The following is a 14,819-nucleotide window of genomic DNA, read 5'->3' as shown; positions in this document are numbered from 1 at the left end:
CCGTTGACGCCATGTCATGTCTCCCACAACGATGGCCTGCGTCCCCATCTTGGGAGCGCTCCCATAAGTGTGGAGCGCCACCCGCACCTCCCGAGGAGCCCCGACGTGAGACGACGCAGAACCGCCGCCCTGCTGTCCTTGACGGCACTCATCGGCACGGCGCTCACCACCGTTCCGGCCCAGGCCGACGAGGTCGAGCAGGTCAGGAACGGCACCTTCGACACCACCACCGAGCCCTGGTGGACCACGAGCAACGTCACCGCCGGCCTGTCCGGCGGGCGGCTGTGCGCCGAGGTCCCCGGCGGCACGGCCAACCGCTGGGACGCCGCCGTCGGACAGAACGACCTCACGCTCGTGAAGGGGGAGTCGTACCGCTTCTCCTTCTACGCCGACGGCACCCCCGCCGACCACACGGTCCGGGCCATCGTGGGGCTCTCGGCGGCCCCTTACGACACCTGGTTCGAGGTGAGCCCGCAGCTCAGCGTCTCCGGCAACACCTACGCGTACACGTTCACCTCGCCCGTCGACACCACCCAGGGCCAGGTCGGCTTCCAGCTCGGCGGCAGCGCCGGACCCTGGCGGTTCTGCATGGACGACGTCTCGCTGCTCGGCGGGGTGGCACCGGAGCCGTACGAGCCCGACACCGGGCCCCGGGTCCGTGTCAACCAGGTCGCCTACCTGCCCGCGGGGCCGAAGAACGCCACCCTCGTCACCGACGCGACCGGTCGCCTGCCCTGGCAGCTGAAGAACGCCGACGGCGCCGTGGTCGCACGGGGCTGGACGGTGCCGCGCGGCACGGACGCCTCCTCCGGGCAGAACGTGCACTCGGTCGACTTCGGCGCGTACCGGACCCGCGGCAAGGGCTTCACCCTGGTCGCCGACGGGCAGACCAGCCACCCCTTCGACATCGGCACCGCCGCCTACGACCGGCTGGCCGCCGACGCGGCGAAGTTCTACTACACCCAGCGCAGTGGTCTCGCGATCCGCGACGACCTGCGCCCGGGCTACGGCCGCCCGGCCGGCCACGTCGGCGTGGCACCGAACCAGGGCGACACCGACGTCCCCTGCCAGCCGGGTGTGTGCGACTACCGGCTCGACGTCTCCGGCGGCTGGTACGACGCGGGCGACCACGGCAAGTACGTCGTCAACGGCGGCATCTCCGTCTGGGAGCTGCTGAGCACGTACGAGCGGGCCCGGTACGCCCGCACCGGCGAGGTCGAACGGTTCCGCGACGGCACGCTCGCCATCCCGGAGAGCGGCAACAAGGTGCCCGACCTGCTCGACGAGGTCCGCTGGGAGCTGGACTTCCTGCTGAAGATGCAGGTCCCGGACGGGCAGCCGCTGGCCGGCATGGCCCACCACAAGATCCACGACGAGAACTGGACCGGGCTGCCGCTGCTGCCGAGCGACGACCCGCAGAAGCGCGAGCTGCACCCGCCGACCACCGCGGCGACCCTGAACCTCGCGGCCGTCGCCGCCCAGGCGGCCCGGCTCTACAAGCCCCACGACCCCCAGTTCGCGGCGCGGGCGCTCACCGCGGCGCGCAAGGCCTGGGCGGCGGCCGAGGCGCACCCGGCCGTCCTCGCGGACGAGAACGACGGCATCGGCGGCGGCGCCTACCCGGACCGGGCCGTCGAGGACGAGTTCTACTGGGCGGCGGCCGAGCTGTACCTCACCACCGGTGAGCAGCGGTTCGCGGACCACGTCCTGGACTCCCCGGTGCACACCGCCGACGTCTTCGGCCCGCTCGGCTTCGACTGGGCCCGCACCGCCGCGGCCGCCCGTCTCGACCTGGCCACCGTGCCGAGCAGGCTCCCCGGCCGGGACAAGGTCCGCCAGTCCGTCGTGAAGGGCGCCGACCGCTACCTCGCCACCCTGAAGGCCCACCCCTACGGCCTGCCGTACGCCCCCGAGGACAACAAGTACGACTGGGGCTCCACCCACCAGGTCCTCAACAACGCCGTCGTGCTGGCCACGGCGTACGACATCACCGGCTCCGCCAAGTACCGCGACGGCGCCGTCCAGGCCATGGACTACGTCCTGGGCCGCAACGCGCTGAACATCTCCTACGTCACCGGCTACGGCGACGTGAGCGCGCGGAACCAGCACAGCCGCTGGTACGCCCGCCAGCTCGACCCGAGGCTGCCGAACCCGCCGGCCGGCTCGCTGTCCGGCGGCCCGAACTCGAGCATCCAGGACCCGCTGGCGCAGAGCAGACTCCAGGGATGTGTCGGCCAGTTCTGCTACATCGACGACATCCAGTCGTGGTCGACCAACGAGATCACCATCAACTGGAACGCGGCCCTGGCCCGGATGGCGGCCTTCGTGGCGGACCAGGACTGAACGCGTTCGCCTAGGTTTCCGAGGGGTTCGAATGTGCTGCACATCTCATCGATTCCGATCGCTTTCGGACCCCTCGGTACCGTTCACGGCCCATCCTGAGCTGGGGATATTTACGAGTAAGTACCCGCGCGGTACCGTGAGGCCATGCCAGCCCTCAACGTGGAGTTCAGTGAGCGCGAGCTGGAGGACCTGCGGCAGATCGCCAAGGAGCGCGGGACGTCGATGAAGGCCCTCGTCCGTGAGGCCGCCGCGGCCGACATCGCCCGGCACCGGGCGCTGAAGGAAGGCGCGGAGGCCTTCCGCCGTTTCTTCACCGCCCATGCCGACGAATTCGCGGCCGCCTTCCCCGATGACGAGCCGCCCGCCGGTGGCGAGGGACGGGCCGCCTGACGATGGCACCCGTCCTCCACATCGACGTGCCCTGGCTGCTCCAGCGGCACGAAGAGGTCCTGCCGGACCAGCCGACCATCAACGACTTCTCCGCGCTGGTCGCCGCTGTCGCCCGGCACCGCGTCGACCCGCCCCGGCTCGGCGTCGACTCCGACCCCGCCTGGCGGGCAGCCGCGCTGCTGCACACCCTCGCCCTGCTGCGCCCGCTGCCCTCGGCGAACGCCCGTTTCGCCTGCGCCACCGCCGTGGCCTACATGTTCGTCAGCGGCGCCGGCATCGACCCGCCCTACGGCGCCCTCGTCGACCTCGCCCGCGATCTGATGGACGGCAGGACCGACGTCTACGGCGCCGCGGACCGGCTGCGCTCCTGGCAGATCTGACCCGGCGCCACGGGCCCGGCGGCGCCCCGGCGCCGGCGAGCCCCTCCCGCCCCGGCGGAGGCCGCCGGCCGAGGGCGGGAGGAACACGGCCGGCGGCCGTGACGCGCGACGGTGCCGCCGTCCCGCGCGCGGCCTCGCGAGGAGGCCGGCACCAGTGCACCGCGGGGCTCCCGCCGGCGGGAGCGCGCGTATCATCCCCGTCGCGGGCGCCGGATTCACACGGGGTGCGGGTAAAAGCGAATGGCGAGGCGCGCAGCGCGAGTTGCGGGCCGAATCTGACTTTGTTTCAGTGTGGCTGATGTTGCCCGAGCGCCTTGTTGTGCACGACTCGGTTGTGCAAAAGTGATCCACCGGGAATTTCTGCTCCCGATGGCCCGCCATAAAGGTATGCACCAAGTCCGGCTTCCCCTCCGGGTTCCTTTCGGCGAACAGAACTCCCGGCTGTCCCATATACGTGGGAAGGAAACCGCTCAGTGCTCACCCCCCACCCCGCTCCACCGCCGTTCCCCGACGGCGTCCCCGGCCCCTCCGACGAGTCGCTGGCCGCCCGGCTCAGCGGCGTCCCGGACGCCGAGGTCTCGCGGGCCACCGCCCAGTTGATGGCCCGTCACTGGCCGTCCGCGCACGCCTACGCGAGTATCTGCCTCGCCTCGAACGCGCAGGTCGCCGCCATGGTCACCGCCGCCGCCTGCCACCAGGTCCTGGACCGGCTCACCCTCGGCGACAACGGTGTCGCGCTGCGTCCGCGGCTGCTCGTCACCGTGCGGGACACCGTGCGTCAGTGGTCCGCCGAGGACCGGACAGCCGCTGTCCTCCCGGAGTTGCGGAAACCCGCCGGAGGGCGCGGTATGCGCGCCGCCAAGTCCATGACGCCGGAAAACCGCAAGCTGGCCGAACGCGCTTTCCACGAGCTTCCCGGACCGGCCCGCTGTCTGCTGTGGCACACCGAGGTCGAAGCCGAACCGCTCGACTTCCCCGCCGCACTGCTCGGCATGGACACCGACACCGCGGCGATCACCCTGGAACAGGCCCGGGAGAAATTCCGGGAAGGGTGCGTCCGCGCACATCGGCAACTCGCCCCCAGCCCGGACTGCCGTTTCTACAACCGCTTGCTGGACGTGCCGATCCGGCGCGGCGGCGCCCTGCTCCCCGATGTCCAGGACCATCTGGCCGAATGCCGCCACTGCCGGGACGCCGCGGACCAGCTGAGCCACGCCGAGAACGGACTCGGCGCGCTGCTCGCCGAAGCGGTGCTCGGCTGGGGCGCCCGCCGCTACCTCGACTCCCGGCCCGGCCGCACCCAGCACCGCCCGCGCACCCGCGGCGCGCGCCGCGCCGGACGCCCCCGCGTGCTGCCGAGGTTCCCCGGTGCGGCGGCCCGCTCCGCGCGGGCACTGCGCACCGGCGTCGGGATCGCTTCCGCCGGACTGCTCGCGACCGTCCTCGCCACCAGCCTGTCGTACGACGGCGACGCGGACCCCGCGGCCTCCGCCGGCGCGACCGACCGCGGCGACTCGGGCGCCCCCGGCACCGGCACGGTCACCGCGCCCCCCGACGCCGCCCGGCTGCCGAGCGCACCCCGGCAGACCAGGCTCCGCAACGCGGCCACCGATCTGTGCCTCGACGTCCAGGGCGAGCCGAGGGCGGGCGCGGAGGCCGCCCTGGCGGCCTGCTCCGAGGAGTGGACCCAGCAGTGGTCGTACGAGGACGACGGACTGCTGCGCAGTGTGGCCGACCCGCGGCTGTGCCTGGACTCGCACGCGGACGCGGGGGTCGTCATCCTCGGCACCTGCGCCGACGCGGACGACGAGCGCGGTGACGACGTGCGCTACGACCTCACCGCTCAGGGCGAGTTGCTGCCCCGCTGGGACGAGCAGCTCGCCCTCGCGCCCGCCACCGACGCGCCCGGCGCCGACCTCGTCGTCAAGGTCCGGGACGGTTCCTCCGCCCAACGCTGGCTCGCGGACCCGGCGACCACCGAGGCGGATTCCCTCTCGGCCGCCGAAACAATCTCCGCGACGGCCCGCCAGGCGGGTCTGCCGGACGCACGCTAGCGGCAGGCCGAGTCACATGCCGGGGCCGGGGATCACGACGTCCCGGGGACTGCCGCCGGTCAGGAAGGCGGAGGCGTTGCGTACGGCGGCCAGGGCGACGCGGACGACCGTTTCGCGGGTGACGCCGGCGGCGTGGGGGAGAGGACGACGTCCGGGACCTTCCACCCCGTGGGCCCGCGCGGCGGCCGTGCCGAGATAGTCGTACTCGTGGCTCGCGCACTGGACCAGGGCCAAGCCGTTGAGGCTGCGAGGTGTTGGCGGTCACCGGGGCGAGGGCCGTGACGATGAACCGGGCCGCGCTCAGGGCGCCGTGATCCTCGTCGGTGGCCTCGACGCGGTGACGTCCGCCTCGGCGGGGAACCGCCGGGCCCAGCCCCGCCCCGGCCGTCCGGCCGCCGATGTGCGGCGGACGACCGCGAGCACGTTCTTCCGGGCGGTCACGCGGTCTCCTCCACGAGGTCGGCGGCGGTCACGCTGCCGGGCGTGGCGTGGCCCGACAGGGCGAGGGTGAGGTCGAGTTCGGCGAGCAGGCAGCGGATGACGTGCTCGACGCCCGCCTGCCCGTCGAGGCCGAGCCCGTAGGCGTACGGCCGCCCGACCAGCACGGCTCGGGCCCCGAGCGCGAGTGCCTTGACGATGTCGTCGCCGGTGCGGATACCGCTGTCGAACAGGACGGTGAGCCGGTCGCCGACCGCCTCGGCGACGCGGGGCAGCGCGTCGGCCGCGGCCACCGAACCGGCCACCTGACGGCCGCCGTGGTTGGACACCACCACGCCGTCCACCCCGGCCTCCGCGGCGAGCCGGGCGTCGTCCGGGTGCAGCACGCCCTTGAGAACGAGGGGGCCGTCCCAGTGCTCCCGCAGGAAGGCGAGGTCGGGCCAGGTCTTTCCGGGGTCGGCGAACATGCCGGCGAAGTGCGCCACGGCCGCGTTCGGATCCTCGTGCACCGGCTTGGCGAGGCCGGCCCGGAAGGCGGGGTCCGTGAAGTAGTTGGCGGTGCCGACGCCGTGCAGGAAGGGCAGATACGCCTGGTCGAGATCGCGTGGCCGCCAGGCGAGCAGCGGGGTGTCCAGCGTGACCACCAGGACGCTGTATCCGGCCGTCCTCGCCCGGTCGAGGAAACTCCGCGTCACCTCGCGGTCCTTGGCCCAGTACAGCTGGAACCAGCGCTCCGCGTCGCCCATCGCCTCGGCCACCTGCTCCATCGGCGTGCTGGACGCCGAGGACAGGATGTACGGAACGCCCTGCGCGGCGGCGGCCCGGGCGGCGGCGGGTTCGGCGTCGGGGTGCAGGATGGACAGCACGCCGACCGGGGCCAGCGCCAGCGGCGCGGGCAGCGCCCGGCCCAGCACCTCGACCGACAGGTCGCGCTCGCGGACGTCCCGCAGCATGCGCGGCACGATCCGGCGCCGTCGCAGGGCCGCCCGGTTGGCGCGGGCGGTGCTGCCGTCGCCGGCGCCGCCCGCGACGTAGCCGACCGGTCCGGGGCCGAGCCGCCGTTCGGTCAGCTCTTCCAGCCGGGTCAGGTCGGTGGGCAGCCGGGGTATCGCCCCCGTCATCCCGCCCAGGTAGATCTCGTACTGGAAGTCCGCCCAGTGCCTGGCCATCCGTCCGCCTCTCGCCGTCGAGCCTGCGCCGAACGCCGACCATACCGGCCGGTACGTCGCGGTGGGATCAGCCGGTGCGCACCGATTCCCGCAGAACCCGCACCAGTTCGCCCGGCCGGGAGAACATCGGCCAGTGGCCGGTGTCCAGGGTCACCAGTTCCCAGCGCTCGCTCTTCAGTGCCTCGGCCGCGGCCGGCAGCGGCTCCTCGCCGTCCAGCAGGCACTTGACGTACGTCGCGGGCAGCTCGGCGAGCGGGCGGTCCAGGGCGGCCGGTTCGGTCAGCGAGGCGCCCGGGTGCGGGCTCGCGCGGGCGAGGATCCGCGCGATCCGCTCGTCCGTCAGGTCCTGCCCGGCGAACTCCGTGGCGTCCGGCGGCGGCCAGACGCCGCCGTTCTCCTCGATCGAGCGGCGGACGCCGTCGCTGGGCCAGCCGGACAGGAACGACTCCCCGCCGACCGGCACGTTGGCGTCGACGAACACCACCCGGGCCAGCCGGCCGCCGATCCGCTCGGCCGCCTGGCCGACCGGGATGCCGGCGTAGCTGTGCCCGACGAGGACCACGTCGCGCGCCTCCAGCCGCTCCACCGCGTCGACGATGTCCCGCACATGCGTGTCCTGTCCGGCCGGTACGCCCTGCTTCTCGGCGAGGCCGGACAGGGTCAGCGGGTGCGCGCGGTGCCCGGCCGCGCGCAGTCCGTCCGCCACCTCGTCCCACGCCCAGGCCCCGAGCCATGCCCCCGCCACCAATACGAAGTCGGTCATGCGGCGAAGGTAGCCGCCGGGTCTGACAACGCCGCTCCGGCGCCGGGCCCGGCGACCGGCGGCACGGGCCGAGCCCGTTCCCGGGGAACCGACGACCCTACGCCCTGATCAAGACCCGGGTCAGGGGACGGTTCATCCATCCTCCGCGCGAGAAGTGGATGGTTCGACCACATCCGGCTGAACGCCGGACGTCCTGCGGGGGGTGGTGTGCGACAGATTCGGAATGTTTCAAGCCGATTGACGAAGCCGGTGAAACCAGCCATTCGGCCACTCGAAACGATCAAGATCCGCGCAGATTGGCAATTGGAACGTTCGAATCCTGTAACTTCACGCCACTGATTCAATACGCAAGGTTACTGAAACCGGTGGGGTCGATGTGAGTTTCGGCGCCGGACTCGGCAGACTCGCGCTCGCCGGTCGGCACTCACAGCGTGCGGTCCGGTACTCAACGCAATCGAGCGGAAGGAAGCACACAATGCGGAACTTCGCGCGCCGGGCAGCGACCCTCGCCCTCGCAGCCACCGCGCTTGCCGCACCCATGACCGGGACCGCGCAAGCGGCGCCCGCCACCCTCTACGCCCCCTCCGCCCTGGTCTTGACCGTGGGTCACGGCGAGACCGCCACCGGGGTCACCCCCGAGCGCGCGGTGACCCTCTCGTGCGCCCCGAGGCCGTCCGGCACGCACCCGGATCCGGTCTCGGCCTGCGCCGAGCTGCGCCGCGTCGGCGGTGACTTCACCGCGCTGGAGAGCGAGAGCGGCATCGTCTGCACCCGCCAGTACGACCCCGTGGTCGTCACCGTGGACGGTGTCTGGCAGGGCCGGCGGGTCTCCTATGAGCGCACCTTCGCCAACGAGTGCGTGATGAACGCGAGCGCCACCAGCGTCTACGCGTTCTAGAGACCGGGATCGTGCCGGAGCCGTGATGGCAGCAGGAGGCCCGCAGGTGGGGAGTGCGGGTTCCTGTCACGGCTCGGGGCGGTCTCGTGACAGGGGCCGGCGGGCGGAGTGGGGCCGCCCGCCGGCCTCTCGATCAGTGGCCCCGCGCTTTGTCGCGGTGGCTGGTGTCGCACCAGGGGAACCGGCGGCTGCGCCGGCAGGTGCACAGAGCGACCCGGAAACGGTCGGAGGAGACGGTCGTACCGTCGTCCAGTTCCACTTCCACCGGCCCCTCGACGAGCATCGGGCCCTCACGGCGGGCCCGGATCCGGCGGGGCGGGTCAGACGGGGAGTTCGGCACGGACCACCACCAGCTCTTCCTTCTCCTCGGCGGGGTCCAGCAGGCCCCGCTGCCGCAGCCAGTCCGCCCGGGCGCTCAGCACCGGGCCGAAAGGGATCCGGGACCGCCGGGTCGCGGCCGCCTTCAGGCCCTCCTCGCGCAGTTGCGCCACCGTGCGGTCCGGGTCGCTGAGCGCCGAGTGGACCATCAGCAGGACCCCGCCCGGTCGCAGCACGCCGGGTGCCTCCCGGCAGATGCGGTCCACCAGAAGCCGCCCGTCACGGCCCGCGTCCCAGGCCCGGGCCCGGCCGCGGGGCGGGAGGCTCCCGTTCGGAGCGGGCACGTACGGCGGGTTGGCGAGGATGAGGTCGAACCGCTGCCCGCGCACCGGCTCGAACAGATTGCCGTGCCGGATGCGCACCGGCAGCCTCGACAGCCGGGCGTTGACCCACGCGGTCCACACCGCCCGCCGGGAGACGTCCACGGCGGTGACACGGGCGCCGCGGCGCGCGGCCTCGAGGGCCAGCGCGCCGCTGCCGGTACCCACGTCCAGGACGCTCGCGTCCGGTGGCAAAGGCTCGTCGGACAGGGCCGCCGCCAGGAGGGACGTGTCCTCCTGCGGTCGGTAGACGCCGGGTGCGATGAAGGGATTCACCCCCTCCCAGTACCCGGCCATTCAGGAAATATGGGAGATACCAGAAGTGGCGGGCTCGCGCAGTGAGGAGCGGCCCGCCCGCCAGTCGGACAGCAACCGGTCCGCGAGGCGGTCCTCCACCAGGCTCGTGGCGTCGATGCCGAACGCCACGTCCCGCGCCAGCTGTGGCTCGTCCTCCAGCAGACCGCCGATGACGTCGTGGCGGACCACCTGCTCGTGCACCGCGTCCGCCTCCACGTGCTCGTCATAGAAGTGCTCGGCCGCCGGCCCGGCCCCGGTGCGCCGCATCGCCTCCGCCAGCCGCCGGGAACCGGGCGACGAGGTGATCTCCACCGCGGCGAAGTGACCGACGAGGGCCCCCCGCAGGGCACGGTGCAGTCCGAACAGGGACATCATGTTCACCGTGGCCAGGGCCTCCGCGGACGCCACCTCCAGATAGCGGCCGTAGGTGGTGTCCAGGCCCAGGTCCGCCATGAGGTCGGCGAACAGCCGGGCGTGCACCCGGTCGGCGCGCCCGCCGCCGAACTCGTCGAACTCCACCGCCGCCATCGCCGCCTTCGCCCGGCCCCGCAGCCGCGGCAGCACCCAGGCGTGCGGATCGGCCTCCTTCAGGTGGTACAGGGAACGCTGCGCGGCGTACTCGCGCAGGTGCCACAGTTCGCCCTCGTCCCGCAGGAAGTGGCTGACGCCGGCGCCGTCGACCGGTTCGGTCAGCAGATCGGCGATGGCGTCCTCGACACCGTCGTGCACCGGCGCGTCCGCGCGGAGCGCGGACAGGAAGCACCGCTCCAGCGCCGCCCGGGCGCGGAGCACCTCGGGGTCCCACTCGCGTTCGGGGGCGACCCCGGCGAAACCGCGGTAGTGCAGCTCGTAGCAGAGGTACAGGGCCAGCTGGAGGTCGTCGCCGTACGGGGCCGCGTCCGCGACCGAATCGGGGTCCGGGGCCGGGCCGCTCGCCCGCAGACAGTCCATCACGGCCGCCGAGAGGGGGCCGCGGGGCGTGGGCAGTCGCTGTGCTTCGTGTTCCATGTGAGACGGGTACCCCGGTACGGGCTCTCCGCGCCCACGGCCGCGTCATCAGCGAGAACCCGGGACCACCGCGACGGCGGACGCGGCCGGGGCGGGTCCGCCGTCCTGTGGCTCACTCGCTCTCGGACTCCTCCTGCGCCCGGGTGTTCGGGGTGATGGCTTCCCCGGCCTCGCCCCGCCGGCGCCGTTGCTCGTCGGTGTCGCGCACCCGCCGCTCCTCGTCGAGGATCTCCTGGAGAACCTCCTCGAACGCGGTCTCCGGCTGCTCCTCCCCGCGGTGCTTGACCTCGGAGTGCCTGCCCTCCGCATGCTTGTCGTCAGAGTGCTTGTCGTCGGCCGACACGGTGACCGCTCCTTCCGGTCGCAGGGTCAGATGCAGGTCAGGATGTGGTGCTCGCGATGCGCAGCGGCACCGGTTCGGCGCTGACGGACTCCTCGTCGAGCCGGCAGACCCCCGCCCACCAGGACGGGCCGTCCTCGACGTGGCGCAGCAGCACGCCCTCCCGGATCGCCCAGGGGCAGACGGTGAGCGACCGCAGGCCGGTCACCTTCATCGCCGTGTGCGCGACCAGCGCACCGGCCAGGCTCTGCCCGGCGCGCGGGGCGGAGATGCCGGGCAGCAGGGCCCGCTCGGCGGCGGGCAGCGCGGCCAGCCGCTCCACCGCCGTCCGCAGGTCGGCGCGGCGCAACCGCCGCTCCGCGAACGGCCCGTACCGCCCCGGGGCGGCCCCGCACAACCGGCCGAGCTGCTGGAACGTGCGGGAGGTGGCGACGGCGGTGCGCGGCCCCTCCCAGCGGATCCGGGCCCCGGCGTCCCGCATCTGGTGGCGGACCTTGCGGCGCAGCGCCCGCACCTGCTCCGGCGCCGGTGGATCCTGTTCCGTGAAGAACTCGTGGGTCAGCCGGCCCGCGCCGAGCGGCAGCGAGGCGACGTAGTCCGGCAGCCGCCCGCGGCCGAACGCCACCTCCAGCGAGCCGCCGCCGATGTCCAGCAGGGCGAGCGGTCCCGACCGCCAGCCCATCCAGCGCCGCGCGGCGAGAAACGTCAGCTCGGCCTCCAGCTCGCCGGGGAGCGTGCACAGCTCCACACCGGTCCGCTGGCGTACGGCGCGCAGCACCTCCCGGCGGTTGGGAGCGGCCCGCACCACCGCGGTCGCGAAGGCCAGCGGCCCGGCCGCGCCCCACTTGCTCGCGGTGCGGTCGGCGTCGGCGACGGCCTCGGCGAGGCGGTCGACGGCGGTCTGCGGGATCGGCGCGCCGGGCTGCACCTCGTCGGCGAGCCGCAACCGCCACTTCGCGGTGTGCACGGGCAGCGGCACGCCACCCTCCGCGTCCGCCACGACCAGCCGCACCGTCTTGGAGCCCACGTCCACCACGCTGATTCGCATGGCAGTGCGAGTACCCGGATATGCACGCCGTCAGTCCCCGGCGGGATGATCACGGTACGGCGCGTCGAGGCACGCGGACCACCGCGAGGCGGGAGCGCGGCGCCCGGGGGTCGCCCGCGCCCGGCCGCACCCGCCGGATTCAGGCCAGCTGCCGGCGCACCAGCTCGTGCAGCCGTCCGCCGGTGTCGGCGAGGAGCCGCGCGGGCGGGCCCTGCTGGGCGACCTTGCCGTCCTCCATCACGATCACGCGGTCGGCGTCCAGCACGGTCGACAGCCGGTGCGCGATGACGACCCGGGTGGCGTGGAGCGCCTTGGTGCTCTCGATGACCCGCCGCTGGGTCTCGTTGTCCAGCGCGCTGGTCGCCTCGTCGAAGAAGAGGATGCGCGGCCGGCGGATCAGCGCCTGTGCGATCATCAGCCGCTGCCGCTGGCCGCCCGAGATCGCCCCGTTGCCCGCGACGATGGTGTGCAGCCCCATCGGCATCCGCCGGATGTCCTCGGCGAGCCCCGCCATCTCCGCCGCCGCCATCGCCTCCTCCGGGGTGTACGGCTCGGTGCCGCAGATGACGTCCAGGATCGACCCGGTGAACGGCTGGGCGTGCTGGAGCACCACCCCGCACTGCCGCCGTACGGCCGACTGGTCGAGCGCGGCCAGGTCCTGGCCGTCGTAGAGCACGCTGCCGGAGGCCGGCCGGTCGAAGCCGATCAGCAGCCGCAGCAGTGTGGACTTGCCGCAGCCGCTGGGGCCGACGATCGCCACGAACTCGCCGGGCCGGATGTCGAAGGAGACGTCGTCGAGGACCAGCGGCCCGTCGTCGGAGTAGCGGAAGGAGAGCCGCCGCGCCTCGATCGCGCCGGACAGCCGCCCCGGCCGGGTGCTGGCCGTGCGCACCTCCGGCAGCTCCCGCAGCACCGGCTTGATCTGCTCGTACAGCGGCAGCGCCGCCACCAGCGACACGAACGCGCCGGTCAGCTGGGTGACCGAGCTGAGCAGCATGGTGACCGAGGTGTGGAAGGCGAGGAAGTCGGCCGCCGACATCGCCCCGCGCGCCGGGCCCGCGAGCAGCATGAACATCACCAGCGAGCACAGCGGCAGATAGACCGCGCCGAGCACCGCGCTCAGGTTCTTGATCCGGCCGAGCCGCTGCTGGAGCTCCCGGCTGCGCGCGAACTCGTCCGCCCACGCGGCGTACGCGTAGTTCTCGGCCGCCGCCACCCGCAGCTTCGGCAGGCCCCGCAGGGTCTGGAACGCCTGGTTGTTCAGCTTGTTGGTGAGCACCGTCAGCCGCCGCTGCCAGCGCACCTGCCACAGCCCGAGGCCGAGGAAGACGGTGGCGACGACGACGAGCATGCCGAGCGCCGCCAGCGCCATCGGCACGCTGTACCAGAGCAGCAGACCCAGGTTCATCGCGCCGATCGTCACCGACTGGGCGACCGTCGGCCCGACGCCCGCGAGCAGGCGGCGGATCGCGCTGATGCCCATCGCCGCGCTCGCCAGCTCGCCGGTGGAACGCCCGGTGAAGAACTTCGTCGGCAGCCGCAGCAGCCGGTCCCACACGGCCGGCTGGAGCGTCGCCTCGATCCGGCCCTCCAGACGCAGGATGGTCAAGTTCTGGAGCAGCATGAACGCCGCCGCGACCACACTGCTGACGATCACCGCCGCGCAGACCTGACCGATCAGCCCTCCTTGTGCCGTCGGCACGTACTCGCCGAGCACCTTGCCGGTCGCGATGGGCACCAGAGCGCCGATCGCCACCGTCACCAGCCCGCTGAGCAGCAGCGCCGTCAGATCGCGTCGGGTGCCCCGCATACAGAACCGCAGCAGCCCCAACGGGCCCAGCGGTCGGTCCGGCAGCGGCCGGTAGAACATCACCGCGCGCGGCGCGAACTCGGCCGCGTTCGCCTTCTCGACCGGTGTCTCCCGGCCGGTCGCCGGATGGACGGCCACATAGCCGCCGCGCCGCCACAGCAGCGCGACCGGTGCCCCGGACAGCGCCCGCTGCCCGACCAGCGGACCGACGTCGTCCCGCCACCAGGTGCCGTCGAGGCGCACCGCCCGGGTACGCACCCGCGAGGCGAGGGCGATCCGCTCGACCGGGTCCAGGCGGTCGCTCTCGGTGCCGCCGTGTCCGGGGTCGGCGAGCGCGATCCCGGACGCGCGGGCCACGAGCCGGCACGCCGCGTAGGTGGCGTCCGCGTCGGCGGCCGTGACGGGCCGCTCCGAGGAGCGGCCGATGGACGCCAGCAGCGTCCGGTCGGCCTGCGCGCGGACCTGCTCACCGGCCTTGATCCCGGCCGCGGTGCGGGTCTCGTGGGTGCGCTCCAGCTGTTCGATCCAGCGGTCCAGCGTGGTCAGCAGGCGGTACTGCTGGTCCACCATGCTCTGCCACACCGCCGGGTCCATCAGCAGATCGGCGGCGGCCTCCGCGCCGTACAGCGCGCCGTACTGCACGCTGCCCGGCGGCACCTGCATCCAGAAGACGTCGTCGTCGTCCCCCATGCCCGAATGACCTCGCACGGGGGCACCCCCACCCTCCGCCGCCCCCTCCGACGCCATCGGCGCCTGGAAGAGGACCGACAGGCCGCGGCCCACGCCCAGCGCGAGGGCGTACTCCAGCGGGCTCGTCGTCGGCGGTACGTACTGCGGGTTGCCGTACTCGTCGTACGACCAGGTCTGGGTGGCCGCGGGCTGGTACAGCTCGCGCAGGCCGATGCGGTGCACCACGCAGTCCCGCACCGGGCGGGCCACCAGCGTGTGCTGCGGGCCCGCGACCGGGCCGAGCAGCAGCGTGCCCGCCTCGAGGCGGCCCAGGTGATGCCAGTGGCCCTGCTGGGCCGCGTCCACCGCGAACAGGTCCAGCGCGCCCGCCGCGACCAGCCACAGCACCTGCGGCCCCTCCAGGTCGAGCCGGGTCAGGGCCGACCCGTCGATGGGCGTGCCCAGCGATCCCAGGGCGCCCAGGACCAGATCGCCCTCGTCGACCGTCGTCATC

At 73.3% G+C, this 14,819-nt stretch carries 15 protein-coding genes; 5 read left to right on the top strand and 10 right to left on the bottom strand.

What is annotated here, in order from left to right; genetic code table 11:
- The first annotated feature begins 105 nt into the window (after positions 1-105).
- From VE614_RS25785 to VE614_RS25770, 4 genes are all read left to right on the top strand, one after another.
- Positions 106-2,343, top strand: coding sequence for a glycoside hydrolase family 9 protein (locus VE614_RS25785; RefSeq protein WP_324941751.1), 2,238 nt, complete (start codon positions 106-108; stop codon positions 2,341-2,343).
- 144 nt (positions 2,344-2,487) lie between these two features.
- Positions 2,488-2,733 carry a hypothetical protein gene (locus VE614_RS25780; protein WP_043505614.1) on the top strand — a complete coding sequence of 82 codons (246 nt, stop codon included), beginning with the start codon at positions 2,488-2,490 and terminating at the stop codon, positions 2,731-2,733.
- A gap of 2 nt (positions 2,734-2,735) precedes the next feature.
- Positions 2,736-3,113, top strand: a complete 378-nt coding sequence (locus VE614_RS25775) for a hypothetical protein (protein WP_043505615.1) — start codon at positions 2,736-2,738, stop codon at positions 3,111-3,113.
- Between the two features lie 473 nt (positions 3,114-3,586).
- Positions 3,587-5,167 carry an RICIN domain-containing protein gene (locus VE614_RS25770; protein WP_324941746.1) on the top strand — a complete coding sequence of 527 codons (1,581 nt, stop codon included), beginning with the start codon at positions 3,587-3,589 and terminating at the stop codon, positions 5,165-5,167.
- 12 nt (positions 5,168-5,179) lie between these two features.
- On the opposite strand, the gene VE614_RS25765 is transcribed toward VE614_RS25770, so the two are convergent.
- From VE614_RS25765 to VE614_RS25750, 4 genes are all read right to left on the bottom strand, one after another.
- Positions 5,180-5,401: a hypothetical protein gene (locus VE614_RS25765; RefSeq protein WP_324941743.1), complete on the bottom strand. Its 222-nt coding sequence runs from the start codon at positions 5,399-5,401 to the stop codon at positions 5,180-5,182.
- 66 nt (positions 5,402-5,467) lie between these two features.
- Entirely contained in the window at positions 5,468-5,608 is a 141-nt protein-coding gene (locus tag VE614_RS25760) for a hypothetical protein (protein WP_324941741.1), read from the bottom strand.
- Positions 5,605-6,774, bottom strand: a complete 1,170-nt coding sequence (locus VE614_RS25755; RefSeq protein ID WP_324941738.1) for a lactate 2-monooxygenase — start codon at positions 6,772-6,774, stop codon at positions 5,605-5,607. Before VE614_RS25755 ends, VE614_RS25760 begins: the two co-directional genes overlap by 4 nt.
- Positions 6,775-6,841: 67 nt before the next feature.
- A complete protein-coding gene (locus VE614_RS25750) occupies positions 6,842-7,537 on the bottom strand; it encodes an alpha/beta fold hydrolase (protein ID WP_324941735.1) in 696 nt (231 codons plus the stop codon).
- Positions 7,538-8,012: 475 nt separating this feature from the next.
- On the opposite strand from VE614_RS25750, the gene VE614_RS25745 reads away from it, so the two are divergent.
- A complete protein-coding gene (locus tag VE614_RS25745) occupies positions 8,013-8,435 on the top strand; it encodes a subtilase-type protease inhibitor (RefSeq protein WP_324941732.1) in 423 nt (140 codons plus the stop codon).
- Positions 8,436-8,568: 133 nt separating this feature from the next.
- Here VE614_RS25745 and VE614_RS25740 read toward each other — a convergent pair whose 3' ends face one another.
- From VE614_RS25740 to VE614_RS25715, 6 genes are all read right to left on the bottom strand, one after another.
- A complete protein-coding gene (locus VE614_RS25740) occupies positions 8,569-8,775 on the bottom strand; it encodes a CDGSH iron-sulfur domain-containing protein (protein WP_324941730.1) in 207 nt (68 codons plus the stop codon).
- A complete protein-coding gene (locus VE614_RS25735) occupies positions 8,756-9,430 on the bottom strand; it encodes a HemK2/MTQ2 family protein methyltransferase (RefSeq protein ID WP_324941727.1) in 675 nt (224 codons plus the stop codon). The genes VE614_RS25740 and VE614_RS25735 overlap by 20 nt, the downstream gene beginning before the upstream one ends.
- Positions 9,431-10,438 carry an iron-containing redox enzyme family protein gene (locus tag VE614_RS25730; protein ID WP_324941724.1) on the bottom strand — a complete coding sequence of 336 codons (1,008 nt, stop codon included), beginning with the start codon at positions 10,436-10,438 and terminating at the stop codon, positions 9,431-9,433.
- Positions 10,439-10,550: 112 nt separating this feature from the next.
- The gene (locus VE614_RS25725; RefSeq protein ID WP_324941722.1) at positions 10,551-10,781 is read right to left on the bottom strand and encodes a hypothetical protein; all 231 of its coding nucleotides are present in this window, start codon (positions 10,779-10,781) and stop codon (positions 10,551-10,553) included.
- A 37-nt stretch (positions 10,782-10,818) separates the two neighbouring features.
- Positions 10,819-11,826 (bottom strand): Ppx/GppA family phosphatase, encoded by a 1,008-nt coding sequence (locus VE614_RS25720; RefSeq protein WP_324941719.1) that lies wholly within the window; start codon positions 11,824-11,826, stop codon positions 10,819-10,821.
- Positions 11,827-11,965: 139 nt separating this feature from the next.
- On the bottom strand, positions 11,966-14,818 hold the full coding sequence (locus VE614_RS25715) for an NHLP bacteriocin export ABC transporter permease/ATPase subunit (protein WP_324941716.1): 2,853 nt from the start codon (positions 14,816-14,818) through the stop codon (positions 11,966-11,968).
- Position 14,819 lies beyond the last annotated feature (1 nt).

This window comes from Streptomyces sp., from assembly GCF_035645055.1.
In the GTDB taxonomy this organism is placed as follows: domain Bacteria; phylum Actinomycetota; class Actinomycetes; order Streptomycetales; family Streptomycetaceae; genus Streptomyces.
Note: the sequence above shows the minus strand (reverse complement) of the source record. Positions and strands in the feature narration are given on the sequence as shown.

Bases quoted from the DNA above. Each gene is read 5' to 3' on its own strand.
- VE614_RS25780 (WP_043505614.1), top strand. From the start codon at position 2,488: ATGCCAGCCCTCAACGTGGAGTTCAGTGAGCGCGAGCTGGAGGACCTG.
- VE614_RS25775 (WP_043505615.1), top strand. From the start codon at position 2,736: ATGGCACCCGTCCTCCACATCGACGTGCCCTGGCTGCTCCAGCGGCAC.
- VE614_RS25755 (WP_324941738.1), bottom strand. From the start codon at position 6,774: ATGGCCAGGCACTGGGCGGACTTCCAGTACGAGATCTACCTGGGCGGG.
- VE614_RS25750 (WP_324941735.1), bottom strand. From the start codon at position 7,537: ATGACCGACTTCGTATTGGTGGCGGGGGCATGGCTCGGGGCCTGGGCG.
- VE614_RS25745 (WP_324941732.1), top strand. From the start codon at position 8,013: ATGCGGAACTTCGCGCGCCGGGCAGCGACCCTCGCCCTCGCAGCCACC.
- VE614_RS25735 (WP_324941727.1), bottom strand. From the start codon at position 9,430: ATGGCCGGGTACTGGGAGGGGGTGAATCCCTTCATCGCACCCGGCGTC.
- VE614_RS25730 (WP_324941724.1), bottom strand. From the start codon at position 10,438: ATGGAACACGAAGCACAGCGACTGCCCACGCCCCGCGGCCCCCTCTCG.
- VE614_RS25720 (WP_324941719.1), bottom strand. From the start codon at position 11,826: ATGCGAATCAGCGTGGTGGACGTGGGCTCCAAGACGGTGCGGCTGGTC.
- VE614_RS25715 (WP_324941716.1), bottom strand. From the start codon at position 14,818: ATGACGACGGTCGACGAGGGCGATCTGGTCCTGGGCGCCCTGGGATCG.